Origin of the sequence: Klebsiella sp. GG_Kp173 (assembly GCF_040062415.1) — a bacterium.
In the GTDB taxonomy this organism is placed as follows: domain Bacteria; phylum Pseudomonadota; class Gammaproteobacteria; order Enterobacterales; family Enterobacteriaceae; genus Klebsiella; species Klebsiella quasipneumoniae.
On sequence record NZ_JBEAFZ010000002.1, the window covers coordinates 165,212 to 185,054 of the forward strand.

Below are 19,843 nucleotides of genomic sequence, written 5' to 3' on the forward strand. Positions count from 1 at the left end.
TATTGATATTATTTGATTTAGGGCAAGGTGAAGGGATTGCGTTTGCCAGTTTAACTCTTCCTATATCCATCCAAGATTATCAATAGTGTAGAACATAACGTCTGAAATAAAACTATTTTGTTTGATGAATAATCAATAGCCGTTAATAGACGATAAGTGCGTAATTTTATGAATATATTTAATCTCCTGAATAGGATGCGCAGAGGTGATTAAGCGGAGTGTCATCTTGCCGCCGCCCTCGCTATACTGTTGATTACTGAAGGAGAGTGGTGGTGTAGCGGAGGGGATATGCTTCTTGAGCGCGTAGAAATCGTCGGTTTTCGCGGTATCAATCGTCTGTCGTTGATGCTGGAGCAAAATAACGTCCTGATCGGGGAGAACGCGTGGGGGAAGTCCAGTCTGCTTGATGCGCTGACCCTGCTTTTGTCGCCAGAGTTCGATCTTTATCACTTTGTCCGCGATGACTTCTGGTTTCCCGCAGGCGACATCCAGGGGCGCGAGCACCATTTGCATATTATTCTGACCTTTCGTGAAACCGAGCCGGGGCGCCATCGGGTGCGGCGTTTCCGTCCGCTTCAGCGCTGTTGGGTGCCCTGTGATGACGGGTATCACCGGGTGTTCTACCGCCTGGAAGGCGAACTCGCCGATGACGATAGCGTGATGACCCTGCGCAGTTTTATCGATGGCGAAGGCGAAGCGCTGGCGCTGGAGGATATCGATGAGCTGGCCAGACACCTGGTGCGTTTGATGCCGGTGCTGCGCTTGCGCGACGCGCGCTTTATGCGGCGCATTCATAACGGGACGGTACCGCACTCGCCGCAGATAGAGATCACTGCCCGCCAGCTGGATTTTCTCTCCAGAGAGCTGGTCAGCCATCCGCAAAATTTATCCGACGGTCAGATCCGTCAGGGGTTGTCGGCCATGGTGCAACTGCTGGAGCATTACTTTGCCGAGCAAAGCAGCGCCCAGACGCGACATCGCCTGATGCGTCGACGTTCCCATGATGAGCAGCGTAGCTGGCGTTACCTGGATATTATCAACCGCATGATCGACAAGCCCGGCGGGCGCAGCCATCGGGTGATCCTGCTGGGGCTGTTTGCTACCCTGCTGCAGGCGAAAGGGACGGTGCGCCTCGATCGCGACGCGCGGCCGCTGCTGTTGATTGAGGATCCCGAGACCCGCCTGCACCCGATCATGCTCTCCGTCGCCTGGCATCTGCTGAATTTGCTGCCATTGCAGCGTGTGACCACCACCAACTCCGGAGAGCTGCTGTCCCTGACGCCGGTGGAGCAGGTTTGTCGGCTGGTGCGTGAATCGTCGCGGGTGTCGGCATGGCGGCTGGGGCCGGGCGGAATGAATGCCGAAGAGAGTCGACGCATTGCCTTTCACATCCGCTTCAATCGCGCCTCATCGCTCTTCGCCCGCTGTTGGCTACTGGTGGAGGGGGAGACGGAAACCTGGGTTATCAACGAGCTGGCCCGCCAGTGCGGCCATCATTTTGATGCTGAAGGGGTGAAAGTGATTGAATTCGCCCAGTCGGGCCTGAAGCCATTGATCAAATTCGCCCGCCGGATGGGGATCCAGTGGCACGTGCTGGTGGATGGCGATGAGGCAGGGAAAAAATATGCCGCGACCGTACGCGGTCTGCTGAATAACGATCGCGAGCTGGAGCGCGACCATCTGACCGCTCTGCCGGCGCTGGATATGGAACACTTTATGTATCGTCAGGGATTTGATGACGTTTACCACCGGGTGGCGCAGATCCCGGATAATGTACCCATGAATATGCGGCGGGTGATCACCAAGGCCATCCATCGCTCATCCAAGCCGGACCTGGCGATTGAGGTGGCAATGGAAGCCGGCCGCCGTGGGGTGGACGCTGTGCCGACGCTGCTGAAAAAAATGTTCTCGCGGGTACTGTGGCTGGCCCGCGGTCGCGCTGATTAATCTCTTCGCCGTCGGGAATTTCGGCGGCGCAAAGCTCTCCGGCAGCTAAACAAAACATCATTGGCGCGAAAAATGGGTGTCCTGTTGCCGACGGGTTTCGATAGAATCACCGCCTGGAGCGGCAGGGAAACAGCAGGAATCGGAATATGAAAGTGAAGGGAAAACGCAGGACCGTCTGGTGGCTGTTGGCGATCGTTGTGCTGGGTCTGGCTGTCTGGGGATGGCGGATTCTCAATGCGCCGCTACCGCACTACCAGACGCTGGTGGTGCGCAGAGGCGATCTCCAGCAGAGCGTGCTGGCCACCGGCAAGCTGGATGCCCTGCGAAAAGTTGACGTCGGCGCCCAGGTCAGCGGACAGCTGAAGACGCTGCACGTGAATATCGGCGATAAGGTCAAAAAGGACCAACTGCTGGGGATTATCGATCCTGAGCAGGCGCAAAACCAGATCAAAGAGGTGGAGGCGACGTTGATGGAGCTGCGCGCCCAGCTCAATCAGGCGCGCGCGGAGAGTAAGCTGGCGCAGGTGACCCTGGCCCGTCAGCAGCAGCTGGCGCAGCGCCAGCTGGTCTCGCGACAAGACCTCGATACCGCGGCCACCGACCTGGCGGTGAAACAGGCGCAAATCGGCACCATTGAAGCGCAAATTAAGCGCAACCAGGCAACGCTCGACACGGCGAAGACCAACCTCGACTACACGCGGATCCTGGCGCCGATGGCTGGTGAAGTGACGCAAATTACTACCCTGCAGGGACAGACGGTGATCGCTGCCCAGCAGGCGCCGAACATTCTGACCCTGGCGGACCTCAGCACCATGCTGGTGAAAGCGCAGGTCTCCGAAGCGGATGTCATCCACCTCAGACCGGGACAAAAGGCGTGGTTTACCGTGCTGGGCGACCCGCTAACTCGCTATGAAGGCAAGCTGAAGGACATTCTGCCGACGCCGGAAAAAGTCAACGACGCCATCTTCTATTATGCCCGCTTCGAGGTCCCGAACCCGCAGGGAATTCTGCGCCTCGACATGACCGCGCAGGTGCATATCCAACTGGCCGAGGTGAAGAACGTGATCACCATCCCGCTGAGCGCCCTGGGTGATGCGGTCGGTGATAACCGCTACCACGTCCGGCTGTTGCGTACCGGCGAGGTCAAAGAGCGTGAGATTGTCATTGGCGCGCGCAATGATACCGACGTCGCGGTGGTGCAGGGACTTGAAGAGGGGGATGAGGTGATCGTCGGCGAGAGCGCGAGCGGGGCGGCAAAATGACGGCCCTGCTCGAGCTGCGTGATATTCGTCGCAGCTATCCTTCCGGCGACGGCAGCGTTGAGGTCCTCAAGGGGATCACCCTCAGTATCCATGCCGGGGAGATGGTGGCGATCGTCGGCGCCTCCGGCTCGGGTAAATCAACGCTGATGAACATCCTTGGCTGCCTCGATAAACCCACCAGCGGCACCTATCGGGTGGCGGGAACCGATATTGCGCAGCTGGATGGCGATGCGCTGGCCCGTCTGCGGCGGGAGCACTTTGGTTTTATCTTTCAACGCTATCACCTGCTTTCGCATCTGACCGCCGCGCAGAACGTCGAAGTGCCGGCGGTGTATGCCGGCAGTGAACGGCGGGCGCGCCTGGCGCGCGCGCATGAGCTGCTGGCGCGCCTGGGGCTTGGCGATCGCGCCGACTATCAGCCGTCGCAGCTGTCCGGCGGCCAACAGCAGCGGGTCAGTATCGCCCGCGCCCTGATGAACGGTGGGGAAGTGATCCTCGCCGATGAGCCCACCGGCGCGCTGGACAGCCATTCCGGCGAAGAGGTGATGGCGATCCTGCACCAGCTGAAAGCGCAGGGGCACACTGTCATCATTGTGACTCACGATCCGCAGGTCGCCGCTCAGGCGGAGCGGATCGTCGAGATCCGCGATGGCGAAATCGTCCGCAACCCGCCCGCCAGCCGCCAGGGCGGTGGGCTGCGCGCCCGTCAGCAGGAGGAGCCCTCGGCGTGGCGTCAGTTCACCAGCGGCTTTCGCGAGGCGCTGGTCATGGCCTGGCGGGCGATGGCGGCGAATAAAATGCGCACCCTGCTGACCATGCTCGGCATTATTATTGGGATTGCCTCGGTGGTGTCGATCGTCGTGGTGGGCGATGCCGCCAAGCAGATGGTGCTGGCAGATATTCGCGCGATAGGCACCAATACCATTGACGTCTACCCTGGCAAGGATTTTGGCGATGACGACCCGCGCTATCAACAGGCGCTGAAGTATGACGACTTGCTGGCGATCCAGAAACAGCCGTGGGTGCGTTCCGCTACGCCGGCGGTGTCAAAAAGCCTGCGCCTGCGCGCCAACAATATTGACGTTGCCGCCAGCGCGGAAGGGGTCGGGCCGCAGTACTTTAATGTTTACGGCATGACCTTCAGCGAGGGCAATACCTTTAATGAACTGCAGCTCAACAGCCGGGCGCAGGTGGTGGTGCTCGACAGCAATACTCGTCGCCAGCTGTTTCCCAATAAAGCGAAAGTGGTGGGCGAGGTGATCCTGGTGGGTAATATGCCGGCCACGGTGATTGGCGTTGCGGATGAAAAGCAGTCGATGTTCGGCAGCAGTAAAATTCTCCGCGTCTGGTTGCCTTACACCACCATGGCGGGAAGAGTGATGGGCCAGTCGTGGCTGAACTCGATCACCGTCCGGGTTCATGAAGGCTATGACAGCGACACTGCTGAAAAACAGCTGCTGCGTTTGCTGGAGCTGCGGCATGGTAAAAAAGATGTCTTCACCTGGAATATGGACAGCATCTTGAAAACCGCCGAAAGGACCACACATACCTTACAGCTGTTCCTGACATTAGTGGCGGTGATTGCCCTGGTGGTCGGCGGGATTGGCGTAATGAATATTATGCTGGTGTCGGTGACCGAACGGACGCGGGAGATCGGCATCCGCATGGCGGTTGGCGCGCGGGCCAGCGATGTGCTGCAGCAGTTTCTCATCGAGGCGGTGCTGGTTTGCCTGGTCGGCGGTGCGCTGGGGGTGACGTTGTCGCTGATGATCGCGTTTATTCTGCAACTGTTTCTCCCGGGCTGGGAGATCGGTTTTTCGCCGCTGGCGCTGGTGACGGCGTTTCTCTGTTCGACGTTAACCGGGGTGCTGTTTGGCTGGCTGCCGGCGCGCAATGCGGCGCGGCTCGATCCGGTGGATGCCCTGGCGCGGGAGTAGTCGGGATGAGAAATAAAAATGCCAGTCAGAAGGACTGGCATTTTATTAGCAGGATGTACACAATGAAGCAAAAGAGTTATGCAGCCGTTTCCGCTTCCACAGGGACGATCACGCTGGCGTGGTTGCCTTTTGGCCCCTGGTGAACATCAAACCGAACGGCTTGTCCGGCTTTTAGCGTTCTGTAACCATCCATCTGGATGGTGGAGTAATGGGCGAAAATGTCTTCGCCGCCGCCCTCAGGGCAGATAAAACCGAACCCTTTGGCATTGTTGAACCACTTAACAGTACCCATTTCCATACTTCGACATCCTTCGTAAATCTTTATTAGTAAGATGGAATGAACCGGTGGTGGAGTGACGAGTTGTTCAATTGCTCGCCAACTCTCGCCACTACAATTTAGAGAAATACGAAAACGCGTCAAGCGATTGAGGAGGGGGAACGGCGAAAAATGCGTCAAAATTTGAAGCAGTTAACGCTATTGCCGGGGAATGTGACAGCCGTCGCGGATAGAAGCGATAGATGATAGTTATCTATGATCTGTTGTAGATTTGTGATGAGCATAACCTCTGGTCATCGACAGGCCTCCGCCTGTTGGCAACAGCAACCGATGATGAACACTGACGATGAGTAAGAGAGATTGGCTGGACTTCGAGCACCTGGTTGACGACGAAGTTCGTGATGCGATTAAACCGCCATCTATGTATAAAGTGATATTGGTCAATGATGACTACACTCCAATGGAGTTTGTTATTGACGTGTTACAAAAATTCTTTTCTTATGATGTTGAACGTGCAACGCAACTGATGCTCACGGTTCACTATGAAGGTAAGGCGATTTGTGGCGTGTTTACCGCGGAAGTGGCGGAGACCAAAGTCGCTATGGTGAATCAGTACGCGAGGGAGAACGAGCATCCATTGCTGTGTACGCTGGAAAAAGCCTGAATTCAGGCATGAAAATTGGGGGAGGTGCCTATGCTCAATCAAGAACTGGAACTCAGTTTAAATATGGCTTTCGCCAGAGCGCGCGAGCACCGTCATGAGTTTATGACCGTCGAGCACTTGCTGCTGGCTCTGCTAAGCAATCCCTCGGCCCGTGAGGCCCTGGAAGCGTGTTCAGTGGACCTGGTGGCATTGCGTCAGGAACTTGAAGCCTTCATCGAACAAACCACACCCGTCCTGCCAGCCACGGAAGAAGAGCGCGACACCCAGCCGACGCTGAGCTTCCAGCGTGTGCTGCAGCGCGCCGTTTTCCACGTGCAATCTTCTGGCCGCAGCGAAGTGACCGGCGCCAACGTGCTGGTGGCCATTTTCAGCGAGCAGGAGTCGCAGGCCGCCTACCTGCTGCGTAAACATGAAGTGAGCCGACTCGATGTGGTGAACTTCATTTCTCATGGTACACGCAAAGATGAGCCGAGCCAGTCTTCCGATAACAGCGGAAGCCAGCCTGGCAATGAAGAGCAAGCCGGCGGGGAGGAACGTATGGAAAACTTCACCACCAACCTCAATCAGCTTGCTCGCGTTGGCGGCATCGATCCCCTGATCGGCCGTGAAAAAGAGCTGGAGCGCGCCATTCAGGTGCTGTGCCGTCGGCGTAAAAATAACCCGCTGCTGGTGGGGGAATCCGGCGTCGGTAAAACCGCCATCGCCGAAGGCCTTGCCTGGCGTATTGTGCAGGGCGATGTGCCGGAAGTCATGGCTGACTGCACCATCTACTCGCTTGATATTGGTTCTCTGCTGGCCGGGACGAAATACCGTGGCGATTTTGAAAAACGCTTTAAAGCGTTGCTGAAACAGCTGGAGCAGGATACCAACAGCATCCTGTTTATTGATGAAATCCACACCATCATCGGTGCGGGAGCGGCGTCTGGCGGCCAGGTCGATGCGGCTAACCTGATCAAACCGCTGCTTTCCAGCGGCAAGATCCGGGTGATTGGCTCCACCACTTACCAGGAGTTCAGCAACATCTTTGAAAAAGATCGTGCGCTGGCCCGCCGTTTCCAGAAAATCGATATTACCGAACCGTCGGTGGAAGAGACCGTCCAGATTATCAACGGCCTGAAGCCGAAGTACGAAGCGCACCACGATGTGCGTTATACCGCCAAGGCGGTGCGTGCGGCGGTTGAGCTGGCGGTGAAATACATTAACGATCGCCATCTGCCGGATAAGGCGATTGACGTGATTGACGAGGCGGGGGCGCGGGCGCGCTTAATGCCGGTCAGCAAGCGTAAGAAAACGGTCAATGTGGCGGATATCGAGTCCGTGGTGGCGCGCATTGCGCGGATCCCAGAGAAGAGCGTCTCCCGCAGCGATCGCGATACGCTGAAAAACCTTGGCGATCGACTGAAAATGTTGGTCTTTGGTCAGGATAAGGCCATCGAGGCGCTGACGGAAGCCATCAAGATGGCGCGCGCCGGGCTGGGCCATGAGCACAAGCCGGTGGGTTCATTCCTGTTCGCCGGGCCGACCGGGGTGGGGAAAACCGAAGTGACCGTGCAGCTGGCGAAGGCGCTGGGTATTGAGCTGCTGCGTTTTGATATGTCCGAATATATGGAACGTCATACCGTCAGTCGTTTAATCGGGGCGCCTCCGGGCTACGTCGGCTTCGACCAGGGCGGGCTGCTGACCGATGCGGTGATTAAACATCCGCATGCGGTGCTGCTGCTCGATGAGATCGAAAAAGCGCATCCGGACGTGTTCAACCTGCTGCTGCAGGTGATGGACAACGGCACGCTGACCGATAACAACGGACGTAAAGCGGACTTCCGCAACGTGGTGCTGGTGATGACCACCAACGCCGGGGTGCGGGAAACCGAGCGTAAATCGATTGGCCTTATCCAGCAGGATAACAGTCCGGACGCAATGGATGAGATCAAGAAGATCTTTACGCCGGAGTTCCGTAACCGTCTCGACAACATCATCTGGTTCGATCACCTCTCCACCACGGTGATCCATCAGGTTGTCGACAAGTTTATCGTCGAGCTGCAGGTTCAACTGGATCAGAAAGGCGTCTCCCTGGAAGTCAGCCAGGAAGCGCGCGACTGGCTGGCGGAAAAAGGCTACGACCGGGCAATGGGGGCACGTCCAATGGGACGCGTCATTCAGGACAACCTGAAAAAACCGCTGGCGAACGAGCTGCTGTTTGGCTCGCTGGTCGACGGCGGGCAGGTGACGGTCACTCTGGACAGCGCGAAAAATACGCTGACCTACGACTTCCAGAGCGCGCCGAAGCACAAACCGGAAGCCGCCCATTAAGGCGATATCTTCAATGTAAAAAACCGGCCAGGGGCCGGTTTTTTTTTGCCTGCTGGCGGTAGAAATGAAAAGACCGGGAATTATCCCGGCCTTCAGCATCTGACGCCTTAAGGGCGAAAACAATCAGCGACTACGGAAGACAATGCGGCCTTTGCTCAGGTCGTACGGGGTCAGCTCAACAGTCACTTTGTCGCCCGTCAGAATGCGGATGTAGTTTTTACGCATTTTACCGGAGATATGCGCGGTTACCACGTGACCGTTTTCCAGTTCTACGCGGAACATAGTGTTAGGCAACGTTTCAAGTACGGTGCCCTGCATTTCAATATTGTCTTCTTTGGCCATCTAGTCCTCTGGGGTATCACTACCGTAGTTTTGAACCGGCAAGATAATGCCGAAGTTCATCATGTAAGTAAAGTTTTACGTGTCTACCCTGAATCATTCACCTTGCCGCAAGGCGCGCAGTCAGCACGCCGGCAATGGAAATATGACGGGTATGAATCGCCGAAGTAGTTTTGGCGCATTGCCCGGGACACACACGGCCATGCCGCGTGACAGGCGCAAACGTAAAGGGGAGTGACAGAACGATGGGCGTTATCTGACTCTTATTATTCCCAAACGGCGGCGGGGCAACAGGCAGAAGCTACTCTACCGCGCAATTATACCATCCTGACGCAAAATGTGCTGAAAACATTTTATTGTCCGCCCGGAAATAGCACCCGCGGTACCCAAAATCGCTCGGGCAGACGGTAGCCGCGTAATACTGACAGATAGTCCAGATAATCGCGGCGGGGAATATCCACCGCGCCTAATGATGCGGTATGGTTGTTCAGCACCTGACAGTCAATTAATTTACCGCCGCTCTGCGCAAAGTCCTGGCAAAATAACAGCAGCGCGGTTTTGGAGGCATTTTCCGCCCGGCTGAACATCGACTCGCCGCAAAACAGCGCCCCCTGTGCCACGCCGTACATTCCCCCCACCAGAGTATTCTCCTGCCAGACTTCAATGGAGTGGGCATGCCCCAGCTCATGCAGCTGGTGGTAGGCGCGAACGATGCTGCTGGTTATCCAGGTGCCTTCGTCACGATCGCTGGCGCAGCCCTCTATCACCTCGCCAAAGGCGTGATTGAGCGTGACGCGGTAGGGCGAACGCTGATGAAAGCGCTTCATGCTGCGGCTGAGATGGAACTGTTCCGGCCAGAGCACCGCGCGGGGATCGGGCGACCACCAGAGGATCGGGTCGCCGGGGGAAAACCAGGGAAAAATACCACGCTGATAGGCCATCAGCAGGCGCGCGGGGCTCAGATCGCCGCCGAGCGCCAGCAGGCCGTTAGGTTCACGCAGGGCGCCTTCCGGAGAAGGAAAGGCGATAGAATGCCGGGAGAGCTGAACCAGACGCATTTTAACCTCAATACGCATCAGCAAAAATTAGATAATAGCCTACAGACGCTGTTTAAACTGGAAGTACCGGCCCTGTTTAGCGAGCAGCTCCGCGTGACTACCTTGCTCAATTATCTGGCCGTTGTCCATGACTATTATCTGATTAAAACGCGCCAGGCCTCGCAGGCGGTGGGTGACCATCAGCACGGTTTTCTCGCGTAAGACTTCCGCCAGCAGATGCAGGATCTGGCTTTCGGTGGCCGCATCCAGACCTTCTGTCGGTTCGTCCAGCAGCATCAGCGGCGCATCGTGGAGCAGCGCGCGGGCAATGGCCAGCCGGCGCAGTTCGCCGCCGGAAAGCTGGCGTCCGCCTTCGCCCAGCCAGCCGTTGAGTCCGCCATCTTCCAGCAGTTTTTCCAGGCCTACCTTCTCAAGGGTGGCGCAGAGCAGAGTGTCATCAGCCTCAGGCGCCGCCAGCAGCAGGTTGTCGCGCAGGGTGGCGCTGAACAGGTGCACGCGCTGCGGTACCACGCTCATTGACTGCCGCAGGGTGGCTTCGCTGAGCCCGGACAGCGGCTGATCGTTGAGCAATATTTCACCCTGTGTCGGATCCCATGCGCGGGTGAGTAACTGCAACAGCGTCGACTTTCCGCAGCCGGTTCGGCCAAGAATAGCAATATGTTCCCCGGCGGCAATCTGCAGGGAGATGTTCTCCAGAGCGGGGGAGGGCTGCTGCGGGTAGCGGAAGGTGACCTGCCTGAAATCTAAGGCCACCTGCGCAGGCTTGCAGGCCTCGCCCTCGACGAAGGAGACTTCCGGCTGCTGGTCAGTGATCTGCGAGATCCGCAGCGCGGAGGCGATCACCTGACCTAAATGCTGGAAAGCGCCGGTGACGGGCGCCAGGGCTTCGAAAGCCGCCAGGGCGCAGAAGACGAACAGGGCGATCAGCGCCCCGGGCTGACTGTTGCCGCCGACGCCATCTGAGGCCAGCCAGAGCATGGCCACCACGGCGATACCGCCGATCAACAGCATCAGCGCCTGCGAAAGCGCGGTCAGCTCGGCCTGGCGACGCTGCGCCTCCTGCCAACTGAGCTCGGTCTTTTCCATTTGCGCGCGATAGCGGTCGCTGGCGTTAAACACCATCAGCTCCGCCTGGCCCTGCAGCCAGGCGGTAAGCTGTTGCCGATACTGGCCGCGCAGCTGGGTCATACTCTCTCCGGCCGGTTTACCGGCGCGATAGAACAGCGGCGGCATAACCAGCAGGGTCACCAGCATGATACCGCCGAGCGTTAGCGCGAGGGTGACATCGAGCAGGCTTAATCCGCAGGTCACCACCACAATCACCACCAGCGCGCCGACCAGCGGCGAAATGACCCGCAGGTAGAGATGATCCAGGGTGTCGACGTCGGCTACCACGCGGTTGAGCAGTTCACCCTGGCGAAAGCGCGCCAGCCCCGCCGGAGAGAGGGGGAGTAGTTTGCTGAAGGTGAAGACGCGCAGGTGCTGTAGCACGCGGAAGGTGGCGTCGTGGCTGACCAGACGCTCGAAGTAGCGTCCGGCGGTCCGGATAATCGCTGCGCCGCGGACGCCCGCGGCGGGCAGCATATAGTTAAAACTGTAGATCCCGGCGACGCCCACTACCGCAGAGGCGGAGAGAAACCAGCCGGAGAGCGTCAGCAGGCCGATACTGGCCAGCAGGGTCACAATAGCCAGTACGATGCCGAGCAGCAGCATCCATTTGTGGCGTTTGTACAGTGCCAGATAGGGTAAGAGCGCGCGCATTTAAATCTCCTCCTGACGATGGGCCAGCAGCGCCGAGAAGACCCCGCCGGCGCGGGCCAGCGTGGCGTAGTCGCCTTGTTCGATAATCTGTCCGTCCTGCATCACCCAGACGGCATCCCAGTCCGCCAGTCCCTCAAGCTGATGGGTAACCAGCAGCGTGGTTTGCTGGGTGGAGGCGTGGGTCAATGCCTGCATGACCCGTTGTTCGCTATGGGCGTCGAGGCTGGCGGCGGGTTCATCCAGCAGCAGCAGGCGGCACGGCACCAACAGCGCGCGGGCGACCGCGATACGCTGCGCCTGGCCGACCGACAGACGGCCCGCCTGATCGCCCACGGCGGTATGGATCCCATCCGGCAGCAGAGCGATAAACTCGCTCACCCAGGCCTTGTCCAGCGCCAGTCGAAGCTGGGCATCGCTGGCTTCCGGCCACGCCAGCAGCACATTTTCCCGCAGCGTGGCGGCAGGAAGCTGGGGATTCTGCCCCACCCAGCTTAACAGGCGACGCCAGCGATCGGCGTCCAGCTCGCGCAGCTCTGCGCCATTGACCTTCAGCGAACCCTCATAGGGCAAAAAGCCGAGCAGGGTGTTCAGCAGTGAACTTTTCCCTGAGCCGCTCTGCCCCACCAGCACCACCCGCGCGCCTGCAGGCAGTGAAAAGGTCAGCGGCCCGGCGAGGACTTTCCCTTCGGGAGATTTGATCAGCAGATCGCGCGCTTCCACGCCAATCAGATCGTTGTCATTTAAGGTTTTTTCGCCACGCTCCACCTGGGTCAGCGGGGTTTCCATAAACGTTTTCAGACTGTCTGCGGCGCCGACGGCCTGGGCTTTGGCATGGTAGAAGGTGCCCAGGTCACGTAATGGCTGGAAAAACTCCGGGGCGAGGATCAGCGTCAGGAAGCCCGCCATCAGCGTGACGCCCGCCCCATAGTGGCCGAAGTTCAGCTCGCCAAGGTATGAGAAGCCGAAATAAACCGCTACCAGCGCAATGGAGAGCGAGGTGAAAAATTCCAGTACCCCGGAGGAGAGGAACGCCAGGCGCAGGACTTCCATGGTGCGTTGGCGAAAATCCTGCGAGGCGTCGCGAATATTATCGATTTCTGCCTGACCGCGGTGAAAAATACGCAGGGTTTCCATGCCGCGCAGGCGGTCGAGGAAGTGGCCGCTGAGGCGGGCCAGCGCCTTGAAGTTACGCCGGTTGGCATCGGCGGCGCCCATCCCGACCAGCGCCATGAAAAGCGGGATCAGCGGGGCGGTGCCGAGGAGGATCAACGCGGCGGCCCAGTTAATCGGGAAAATAGTGATAACGATCAGCAGCGGTACGCAGGCCGCCAGCGTCATTTGCGGCAGGTAGCGGGCATAATAGTCATGCATATCGTCGATCTGCTCGAGGATAAGCGTTGCCCAACTGCCGGCCGGTTTGCCCTGGATCCACGCCGGGCCCGCCTGCTGGAGGCGGTCGAGCACCTGGCGGCGAATTTCATAGCGAATATGCTGCCCGGCCTGAAAGCCGACCCGTTCACGCAGCCAGACCACCCAGGCGCGCAGCACAAAGGTCAGCACCAGCAGGGTTAGCGGCAGCAGCAGGGCGGTCGCAGGAATATTCTCCATCACCATCCGATGCAGGATCCGCGCCAGGAACCAGGCCTGCGCCACGATCAGCAGACCGCTCGCCACGCCAAGGAGGCGGGAAATCATCAACCAGCGACGGGAGATAATGCTTTGCTGTTTTAACCAGCGGGTTAACTCTTGTTGACGGGTTTTATTCATTGCGCGCTTTGCAGGTGTCGTTATCGGAATATTGGGCACGGCAATGTTACATCGCGGCAAAAATAAAGGCGACTTTTCGTCGCCTTCTTTACCTTTGTTACTGACTTGTAAAGATTATTTGCAGGCGTCAGCCAGACCGTCGAGGTAACGTTCAGCGTCCAGCGCCGCCATGCAGCCGGTGCCGGCGGAGGTGATAGCCTGACGATAAATATGGTCCATGACATCGCCGGCGGCGAACACGCCCGGGATGCTGGTCTGGGTCGCATTGCCATGGATACCGGACTGCACTTTGATGTAGCCGTTCTCCAGCTCCAGCTGACCTTCAAAGATGGCGGTGTTCGGGCTGTGGCCGATGGCGACAAACAGACCGGCTACTTCCAGGAACTCGACGTTGTCGCTGTTTTTGGTATCGCGCAGACGCAGGCCGCTGACGCCCATCTGGTCGCCGGTCACCTCTTCGAGGGTGCGATCGGTATGCAGCACGATGTTGCCGCTTTCCACTTTGTCCATCAGACGTTTGATGAGGATTTTTTCCGCACGGAAGGAATCGCGACGGTGGATGAGGTGTACCTCAGAGGCGATGTTTGACAGATACAGAGCCTCTTCAACCGCGGTGTTGCCGCCGCCGATCACCGCTACTTTCTGGTTGCGATAGAAGAATCCGTCACAGGTGGCGCAGGCGGAAACGCCGCGGCCCTTGAAGGCTTCTTCGGAAGGCAGGCCCAGGTAACGGGCGGAAGCGCCGGTGGCAATAATCAACGCGTCACAGGTGTATTCGCCGCTGTCGCCGGTCAGACGGAACGGCCGGTTTTGCAGATCGACGCGGCTGATATGGTCGAAAATAATCTCGGTTTCAAATTTCGTGGCATGCTCGTGCATGCGCTCCATCAGCAGCGGACCGGTCAAATCGTTCGGATCGCCTGGCCAGTTTTCCACTTCCGTCGTGGTGGTCAGCTGACCGCCTTTTTCCATCCCGGTGATCAGCACCGGCTGCAGGTTGGCGCGTGCGGCATAGACCGCCGCGGTGTATCCCGCAGGTCCAGAACCAAGGATAAGCAGTTTACTGTGTTTGGCTGTGCCCATGAGATCCCCATAATAATTGGCATACATTGGGCTGGGATTGTAGGGAATTTGTTGTCGTAAAAAAAGAGCGCAGCGATTTTGTTAACGATGTGTGCAATAGAAGCGGCCGATGAATTGGCGATTTTCCCGGCAAGGAATATAACTATTTCTACTGTTGGCGGGACAATTATAAGACGAAAAAATGAGAATCAACCAGGGTAGATGATGAATATCTGGCATCTTGTACTAAAAATCGATGTTTTGCTTTGACAATCCCCTGTGCTTTTGCGAAAACATTCAAGGAAGAAGAAAAGCAGTATTTGGCGTGCGGCGAATTTTCATGCACGCAAATGCCATTTTTATCCGGGTTAACGAAATCTACGCATGGTGTGGACAGACGCCATGCGTGATGTCGGTGACTGCCGTCAGGCAACGGGCTTCTCACGTACCCCTGGGTTACCCAATGTCGTACGGGTAATAACAGGATGGGCTCTGGCAGTGAAGGCACAGAGCCGGAACAGGAGTAGGGAAGGAATACAGAGAGACAATAATAATGGTAGATAGCAAGAAGCGCCCTGGCAAAGATCTCGACCGCATTGATCGTAACATCCTGAATGAATTGCAAAAAGATGGGCGAATTTCTAACGTCGAGCTTTCTAAACGGGTGGGACTTTCTCCGACGCCTTGCCTTGAGCGTGTGCGTCGTCTTGAAAGACAGGGTTTTATTCAGGGCTATACGGCGCTGCTCAACCCGCATTATCTGGATGCATCACTTCTGGTATTTGTTGAGATTACTCTGAATCGTGGCGCACCGGATGTGTTTGAGCAATTTAACGCCGCAGTGCAAAAACTTGAAGAAATTCAAGAGTGTCATCTGGTTTCCGGTGATTTCGACTATCTGTTGAAAACCCGCGTACCGGATATGTCAGCGTATCGTAAATTACTGGGCGAGACCTTGCTGCGCCTGCCGGGCGTTAACGACACCCGTACCTATGTGGTAATGGAAGAAGTCAAGCAAAGTAATCGTCTGGTTATTAAGACGCGCTAACACGGAACAGGTGCAAACTCGACGTAGTTTGATTACACTCCTGTTAATCCATACAGCAACAGTGCCGGGGAGACCCGGCGCTGTTGTCCGTTTTAGCAGCAGGCAGGAAACAGCCTGATACCTGGAGAGCCTTTCTTGAGCCAGGAATACACCGAAGACAAAGAAGTCAAACTTACCAAACTCAGCAGCGGGCGCCGACTCCTCGAGGCGATGCTCATCCTTTGCTCCCTCTTCGCCATCTGGCTGATGGCGGCATTACTGAGCTTTAACCCCTCGGACCCGAGCTGGTCGCAAACGGCATGGCATGAGCCTATCCATAATTTAGGCGGCCCCCCCGGCGCGTGGCTTGCCGATACCCTCTTTTTCATTTTTGGCGTCATGGCCTACACCATCCCGGTGATCATCATCGGCGGATGCTGGTTTGCCTGGCGGCATCAGGAAAATGACGAATATATTGATTATTTCGCCGTTTCTCTGCGCCTCATCGGTGCGTTAGCCCTGATCCTGACCTCCTGCGGTCTGGCGGCGATTAACGCCGATGATATCTGGTACTTCGCCTCTGGCGGGGTGATTGGCAGCCTGCTGAGCACCACCCTGCAACCGCTGCTGCACAGCAGCGGCGGCACCATCGCGCTGTTGTGCATCTGGGCGGCCGGCCTGACGCTGTTTACCGGCTGGTCGTGGGTCAGCATTGCGGAAAAACTGGGCGGCGGCATCCTGTCCGTGCTCACCTTTGCCAGCAATCGTACCCGTCGGGATGATACCTGGGTCGATGAAGGCGAATACGAAGACGACGATGAAGAGTACGACGACGAAGAGGCGGCAACCCCCCAGGAGTCGCGTCGCGCCCGTATCTTGCGCAGCGCACTGGCGCGGCGTAAACGTCTCGCTGAGAAGTTTACCAACCCCATGGGGCGTAAAACCGACGCGGCGCTTTTCTCCGGCAAACGGATGGATGACGGGGAAGAGGCAGTGCAGTACAGCGCCAGCGGTGCGCCTGTTGCCGCCGACGATGTACTGTTTTCCGGCGCCAGCGCCGCGCGTCCCGCAGAGAATGATGTGTTGTTCTCCGGCGCCAGCGCCGCGCGCCCGGGCGATTTCGACCCTTACGATCCGTTGCTGAACGGCCAGAGTATCGCTGAGCCGGTGGGCGCAGCGGCGGCGGCCACTGCCGCGCCGCAGCCGTGGGCCGAATCACCGGCTGGTCATCAGGGCGCTGCGCCGGTTTATCAGCCGGAAGCTGGTTACCCGCCGCAGCCCTACCAGCCAGAGCCGGCACCGTATCAGCAGCCTGCTTATGCTCCTCATGCCGGTCAGCCGGCACCGCAGGCGTATCAGCCTGAGCCAGTGCAGTATCAGCAGCCGGTTTACGATCCGTATGCCGGTCAGCCGGCTCCGCAGGGGTATCAACCCGAGCCTGCGCCGTATCAGCAGCCGGTTTACGATCCGCATGCCGGTCAGCCGGCTCCGCAGGGGTATCAACCCGAGCCTGGGCCGTATCAGCAGCCGACTTACGATCCGCATGCCGGTCAGCCGGCACCGCAGGGGTATCAGCCTGAGCCAGTGCAGTATCAGCAGCCGGTTTACGATCCGCATGCCGTCCAGCCTGCGCCGCAGGGGTATCAACCCGAGCCTGCGTCGTATCAGCAGCCGGTTTACGATCCGCATGCCGTCCAGCCTGCGCCGCAAGGGTATCATCCAGAGCCGGCGCCGTATCAGCAGCCGGTTTACGATCCACATGTTGCTCAGCCTGCGCCGCAGGGGTATCAACCCGAACCTGCACCGTATCAGCAGCCGGCTTACGATCCGCATGCCGGTCAGCCTGCGCCGCAGGCGTATCAGCCTGAGCCCGCGCCGGTACCTGCCGCGCAGCCAGAGCCTGAGGTCGTGCAGGAAGAAGTGAAACGTCCGCCGCTCTATTATTTCGAGGAAGTGGAAGAGAAGCGGGCGCGCGAACGCGAGCTGCTGGCTTCCTGGTATCAGCCTATTCCGGAGCAGGAAAGTCCGATCGCCACCAAACCGCTGACGCCGCCCGCCTCGCCGTCCAAACCGCCCGTGGAGTCAACCGTAGTTTCTGCGGTGGCGGCAGGAGTGCATCAGGCAACGGCTGCCAGCGGCGGCGCAGCCGCTGCGAAGACGGCGACCGCCGCGTCCGCAGCGACAGCGCCATTGTTCAGCCCGGCCTCCAGCGGACCGCGGGTCCAGGTGAAAGAGGGCATTGGTCCAAAACTACCGCGGCCAAATCGCGTTCGCGTCCCGACGCGTCGGGAACTGGCCTCCTACGGCATCAAGCTACCGTCGCAGCGGGAAGCTGAACAGCGCGCGCGGCAGGCCGAGCGCGACCCCCATTATGATGATGAGCTGCTCTCGGATGAGGAAGCGGATGCTATGGAGCAGGATGAGCTGGCTCGCCAGTTCGCCGCCACTCAACAGCAGCGCTATGGCCATCGCTGGGAAGACGATAACGCGACTGATGACGATGACGCCGATGCCGCGGCGGAAGCGGAGCTGGCGCGCCAGTTTGCCGCCACCCAGCAGCAGCGCTACGCCTCCGAGCAGCCGCCGGGCGCTAATCCGTTCTCGCCGGCGGATTATGAATTCTCGCCGATGAAAACGCTGGTCAATGAGGGTCCGAGCGAGCCGCTGTTTACGCCGACACCGGAAGTACAGCCGCAGCAGCCAGCCCAGCACTATCAACAACCGGCCGCCGCTCCGCAGCAGGGTTATCAACCTGCGCAGCACCAGCCGGTAAACCCTCAGCCAGTGCCGCAGCAGCCCGTGCAGCCGCAACAGCCGGTTGCCCCGCAGGGGCACCAGCCTGCCGCGCCTGCGCCGCAGGAGAGCCTGATCCACCCGCTGCTGATGCGCAATGGCGATAGTCGACCGCTGCAAAAGCCGACAACTCCGCTGCCGTCGCTGGATCTGCTCACGCCGCCGCCCAGTGAAGTCGAGCCGGTCGATACCTTTGCTCTTGAGCAGATGGCACGACTGGTGGAAGCGCGACTCGCCGATTTCCGCATTAAAGCGGATGTGGTGAACTACTCGCCGGGGCCGGTGATCACCCGCTTCGAACTGAATCTGGCGCCTGGCGTCAAAGCGGCGCGAATCTCTAACCTGTCACGGGATCTGGCGCGTTCGCTGTCCACGGTCGCCGTGCGCGTGGTGGAAGTGATCCCGGGTAAACCGTATGTCGGGCTTGAGCTGCCGAATAAAAAGCGCCAGACCGTCTACCTGCGTGAAGTGCTCGACAACAGCAAGTTCCGTGATAACCCGTCGCCGCTGACCGTGGTGCTGGGTAAAGACATCGCCGGCGATCCGGTGGTGGCCGATCTGGCGAAAATGCCGCACCTGCTGGTGGCCGGTACCACCGGTTCCGGTAAGTCAGTCGGCGTCAACGCCATGATCCTCAGCATGCTCTACAAAGCGCAGCCGGAAGATGTGCGTTTCATTATGATCGACCCGAAAATGCTCGAGCTGTCGGTCTACGAAGGTATTCCGCATCTGCTGACGGAAGTGGTCACCGACATGAAAGACGCCGCCAATGCGCTGCGCTGGAGCGTCAACGAGATGGAGCGTCGCTACAAGCTAATGTCGGCGCTGGGCGTACGTAATCTGGCGGGCTATAACGAGAAGATTGCTGAAGCGGCACGCATGGGCCGTCCGATCCCGGATCCATACTGGAAGCCAGGCGACAGTATGGACGCCGTGCACCCGGTACTGGAAAAGCTACCGTACATAGTGGTGCTGGTGGACGAATTCGCCGACCTGATGATGACCGTCGGTAAGAAGGTGGAAGAGCTGATCGCTCGCCTGGCACAGAAAGCGCGTGCGGCGGGGATCCACCTGGTGCTGGCGACGCAGCGTCCGTCGGTGGATGTCATTACCGGTCTGATTAAGGCCAACATTCCGACGCGTATCGCCTTTACCGTGTCGAGTAAAATTGACTCGCGTACCATTCTCGATCAGGGTGGTGCGGAATCGCTGCTGGGGATGGGGGATATGCTCTACTCCGGGCCGAACTCCACCACGCCGGTGCGCGTCCATGGGGCGTTTGTTCGCGACCAGGAAGTCCACGCTGTGGTTCAGGACTGGAAAGCCCGCGGTCGTCCGCAGTATGTTGACGGCATTACCTCCGACAGCGAAAGCGAAGGCGGCGGCGGTGGTTTCGACGGCGGTGAAGAGCTGGATCCGCTGTTCGATCAGGCGGTCAGCTTTGTGACCGAGAAGCGTAAAGCGTCGATTTCCGGGGTGCAGCGCCAGTTCCGCATTGGCTATAACCGTGCCGCGCGTATCATCGAACAGATGGAAGCGCAGGGCATTGTCAGCGAGCAGGGCCATAACGGTAACCGCGAAGTACTGGCGCCGCCGCCCTTTGAATGAGTGCAAAGTTGGGTAAATAAGCGCAAAATCA

13 protein-coding genes are annotated in these 19,843 nt (G+C 58.6%); 7 read left to right on the plus strand and 6 right to left on the minus strand.

Annotated elements, in window-relative coordinates; translation table 11 throughout:
- Positions 1–288 precede the first annotated feature (288 nt).
- The 3 genes from ABLU50_RS02710 to macB all read left to right on the plus strand — a co-directional run bounded on the left by ABLU50_RS02710 (position 289) and on the right by macB (position 5,146).
- A complete protein-coding gene (locus ABLU50_RS02710; protein WP_049093426.1) occupies positions 289–1,947 on the plus strand; it encodes an ATP-dependent endonuclease in 1,659 nt (552 codons plus the stop codon).
- Between the two features lie 146 nt (positions 1,948–2,093).
- Complete coding sequence (gene macA / locus ABLU50_RS02715; RefSeq protein ID WP_087832923.1) at positions 2,094–3,209, plus strand: macrolide transporter subunit MacA; 1,116 nt, start codon at positions 2,094–2,096, stop codon at positions 3,207–3,209.
- Positions 3,206–5,146, plus strand: coding sequence for a macrolide ABC transporter ATP-binding protein/permease MacB (gene macB, locus ABLU50_RS02720; protein ID WP_069602577.1), 1,941 nt, complete (start codon positions 3,206–3,208; stop codon positions 5,144–5,146). Before macA ends, macB begins: the two co-directional genes overlap by 4 nt.
- A gap of 76 nt (positions 5,147–5,222) precedes the next feature.
- Here macB and cspD read toward each other — a convergent pair whose 3' ends face one another.
- Positions 5,223–5,444, minus strand: a complete 222-nt coding sequence (cspD, locus tag ABLU50_RS02725) for a cold shock-like protein CspD (protein ID WP_002896516.1) — start codon at positions 5,442–5,444, stop codon at positions 5,223–5,225.
- A gap of 325 nt (positions 5,445–5,769) precedes the next feature.
- On the opposite strand from cspD, the gene clpS reads away from it, so the two are divergent.
- Together clpS and clpA are read left to right on the plus strand one after the other, a co-directional pair.
- Complete coding sequence (gene clpS, locus ABLU50_RS02730; RefSeq protein ID WP_002896520.1) at positions 5,770–6,087, plus strand: ATP-dependent Clp protease adapter ClpS; 318 nt, start codon at positions 5,770–5,772, stop codon at positions 6,085–6,087.
- 30 nt (positions 6,088–6,117) lie between these two features.
- Positions 6,118–8,397 carry an ATP-dependent Clp protease ATP-binding subunit ClpA gene (gene clpA / locus ABLU50_RS02735; RefSeq protein ID WP_087832924.1) on the plus strand — a complete coding sequence of 760 codons (2,280 nt, stop codon included), beginning with the start codon at positions 6,118–6,120 and terminating at the stop codon, positions 8,395–8,397.
- 123 nt (positions 8,398–8,520) lie between these two features.
- Here clpA and infA read toward each other — a convergent pair whose 3' ends face one another.
- The 5 genes from infA to trxB form a co-directional block, all read right to left on the minus strand.
- Positions 8,521–8,739 (minus strand): translation initiation factor IF-1, encoded by a 219-nt coding sequence (gene infA, locus ABLU50_RS02740; protein ID WP_001040187.1) that lies wholly within the window; start codon positions 8,737–8,739, stop codon positions 8,521–8,523.
- Between the two features lie 350 nt (positions 8,740–9,089).
- On the minus strand, positions 9,090–9,794 hold the full coding sequence (aat, locus tag ABLU50_RS02745) for a leucyl/phenylalanyl-tRNA--protein transferase (protein WP_087832925.1): 705 nt from the start codon (positions 9,792–9,794) through the stop codon (positions 9,090–9,092).
- A 39-nt stretch (positions 9,795–9,833) separates the two neighbouring features.
- A complete protein-coding gene (cydC, locus tag ABLU50_RS02750) occupies positions 9,834–11,555 on the minus strand; it encodes a cysteine/glutathione ABC transporter ATP-binding protein/permease CydC (protein WP_017899436.1) in 1,722 nt (573 codons plus the stop codon).
- Positions 11,556–13,322, minus strand: a complete 1,767-nt coding sequence (gene cydD / locus ABLU50_RS02755) for a cysteine/glutathione ABC transporter permease/ATP-binding protein CydD (protein WP_087832926.1) — start codon at positions 13,320–13,322, stop codon at positions 11,556–11,558.
- 114 nt (positions 13,323–13,436) lie between these two features.
- A complete protein-coding gene (gene trxB / locus ABLU50_RS02760) occupies positions 13,437–14,405 on the minus strand; it encodes a thioredoxin-disulfide reductase (RefSeq protein ID WP_087832927.1) in 969 nt (322 codons plus the stop codon).
- Positions 14,406–14,937: 532 nt separating this feature from the next.
- On the opposite strand from trxB, the gene lrp reads away from it, so the two are divergent.
- Both lrp and ftsK read left to right on the plus strand, forming a co-directional pair.
- Positions 14,938–15,432 (plus strand): leucine-responsive transcriptional regulator Lrp, encoded by a 495-nt coding sequence (gene lrp, locus ABLU50_RS02765; protein ID WP_000228469.1) that lies wholly within the window; start codon positions 14,938–14,940, stop codon positions 15,430–15,432.
- 135 nt (positions 15,433–15,567) lie between these two features.
- The gene (ftsK, locus tag ABLU50_RS02770) at positions 15,568–19,812 is read left to right on the plus strand and encodes a DNA translocase FtsK (RefSeq protein ID WP_348864534.1); all 4,245 of its coding nucleotides are present in this window, start codon (positions 15,568–15,570) and stop codon (positions 19,810–19,812) included.
- Positions 19,813–19,843: the final 31 nt, after the last annotated feature.

Excerpts from the sequence above, each read along its gene's own strand:
- ABLU50_RS02710 (WP_049093426.1), top strand. The coding sequence starts at position 289 with ATGCTTCTTGAGCGCGTAGAAATCGTCGGTTTTCGCGGTATCAATCGT.
- macA (WP_087832923.1), top strand. The coding sequence starts at position 2,094 with ATGAAAGTGAAGGGAAAACGCAGGACCGTCTGGTGGCTGTTGGCGATC.
- macB (WP_069602577.1), top strand. The coding sequence starts at position 3,206 with ATGACGGCCCTGCTCGAGCTGCGTGATATTCGTCGCAGCTATCCTTCC.
- cspD (WP_002896516.1), bottom strand. The coding sequence starts at position 5,444 with ATGGAAATGGGTACTGTTAAGTGGTTCAACAATGCCAAAGGGTTCGGT.
- clpS (WP_002896520.1), top strand. The coding sequence starts at position 5,770 with ATGAGTAAGAGAGATTGGCTGGACTTCGAGCACCTGGTTGACGACGAA.
- clpA (WP_087832924.1), top strand. The coding sequence starts at position 6,118 with ATGCTCAATCAAGAACTGGAACTCAGTTTAAATATGGCTTTCGCCAGA.
- infA (WP_001040187.1), bottom strand. The coding sequence starts at position 8,739 with ATGGCCAAAGAAGACAATATTGAAATGCAGGGCACCGTACTTGAAACG.
- aat (WP_087832925.1), bottom strand. The coding sequence starts at position 9,794 with ATGCGTCTGGTTCAGCTCTCCCGGCATTCTATCGCCTTTCCTTCTCCG.
- cydC (WP_017899436.1), bottom strand. The coding sequence starts at position 11,555 with ATGCGCGCGCTCTTACCCTATCTGGCACTGTACAAACGCCACAAATGG.
- cydD (WP_087832926.1), bottom strand. The coding sequence starts at position 13,322 with ATGAATAAAACCCGTCAACAAGAGTTAACCCGCTGGTTAAAACAGCAA.
- trxB (WP_087832927.1), bottom strand. The coding sequence starts at position 14,405 with ATGGGCACAGCCAAACACAGTAAACTGCTTATCCTTGGTTCTGGACCT.
- lrp (WP_000228469.1), top strand. The coding sequence starts at position 14,938 with ATGGTAGATAGCAAGAAGCGCCCTGGCAAAGATCTCGACCGCATTGAT.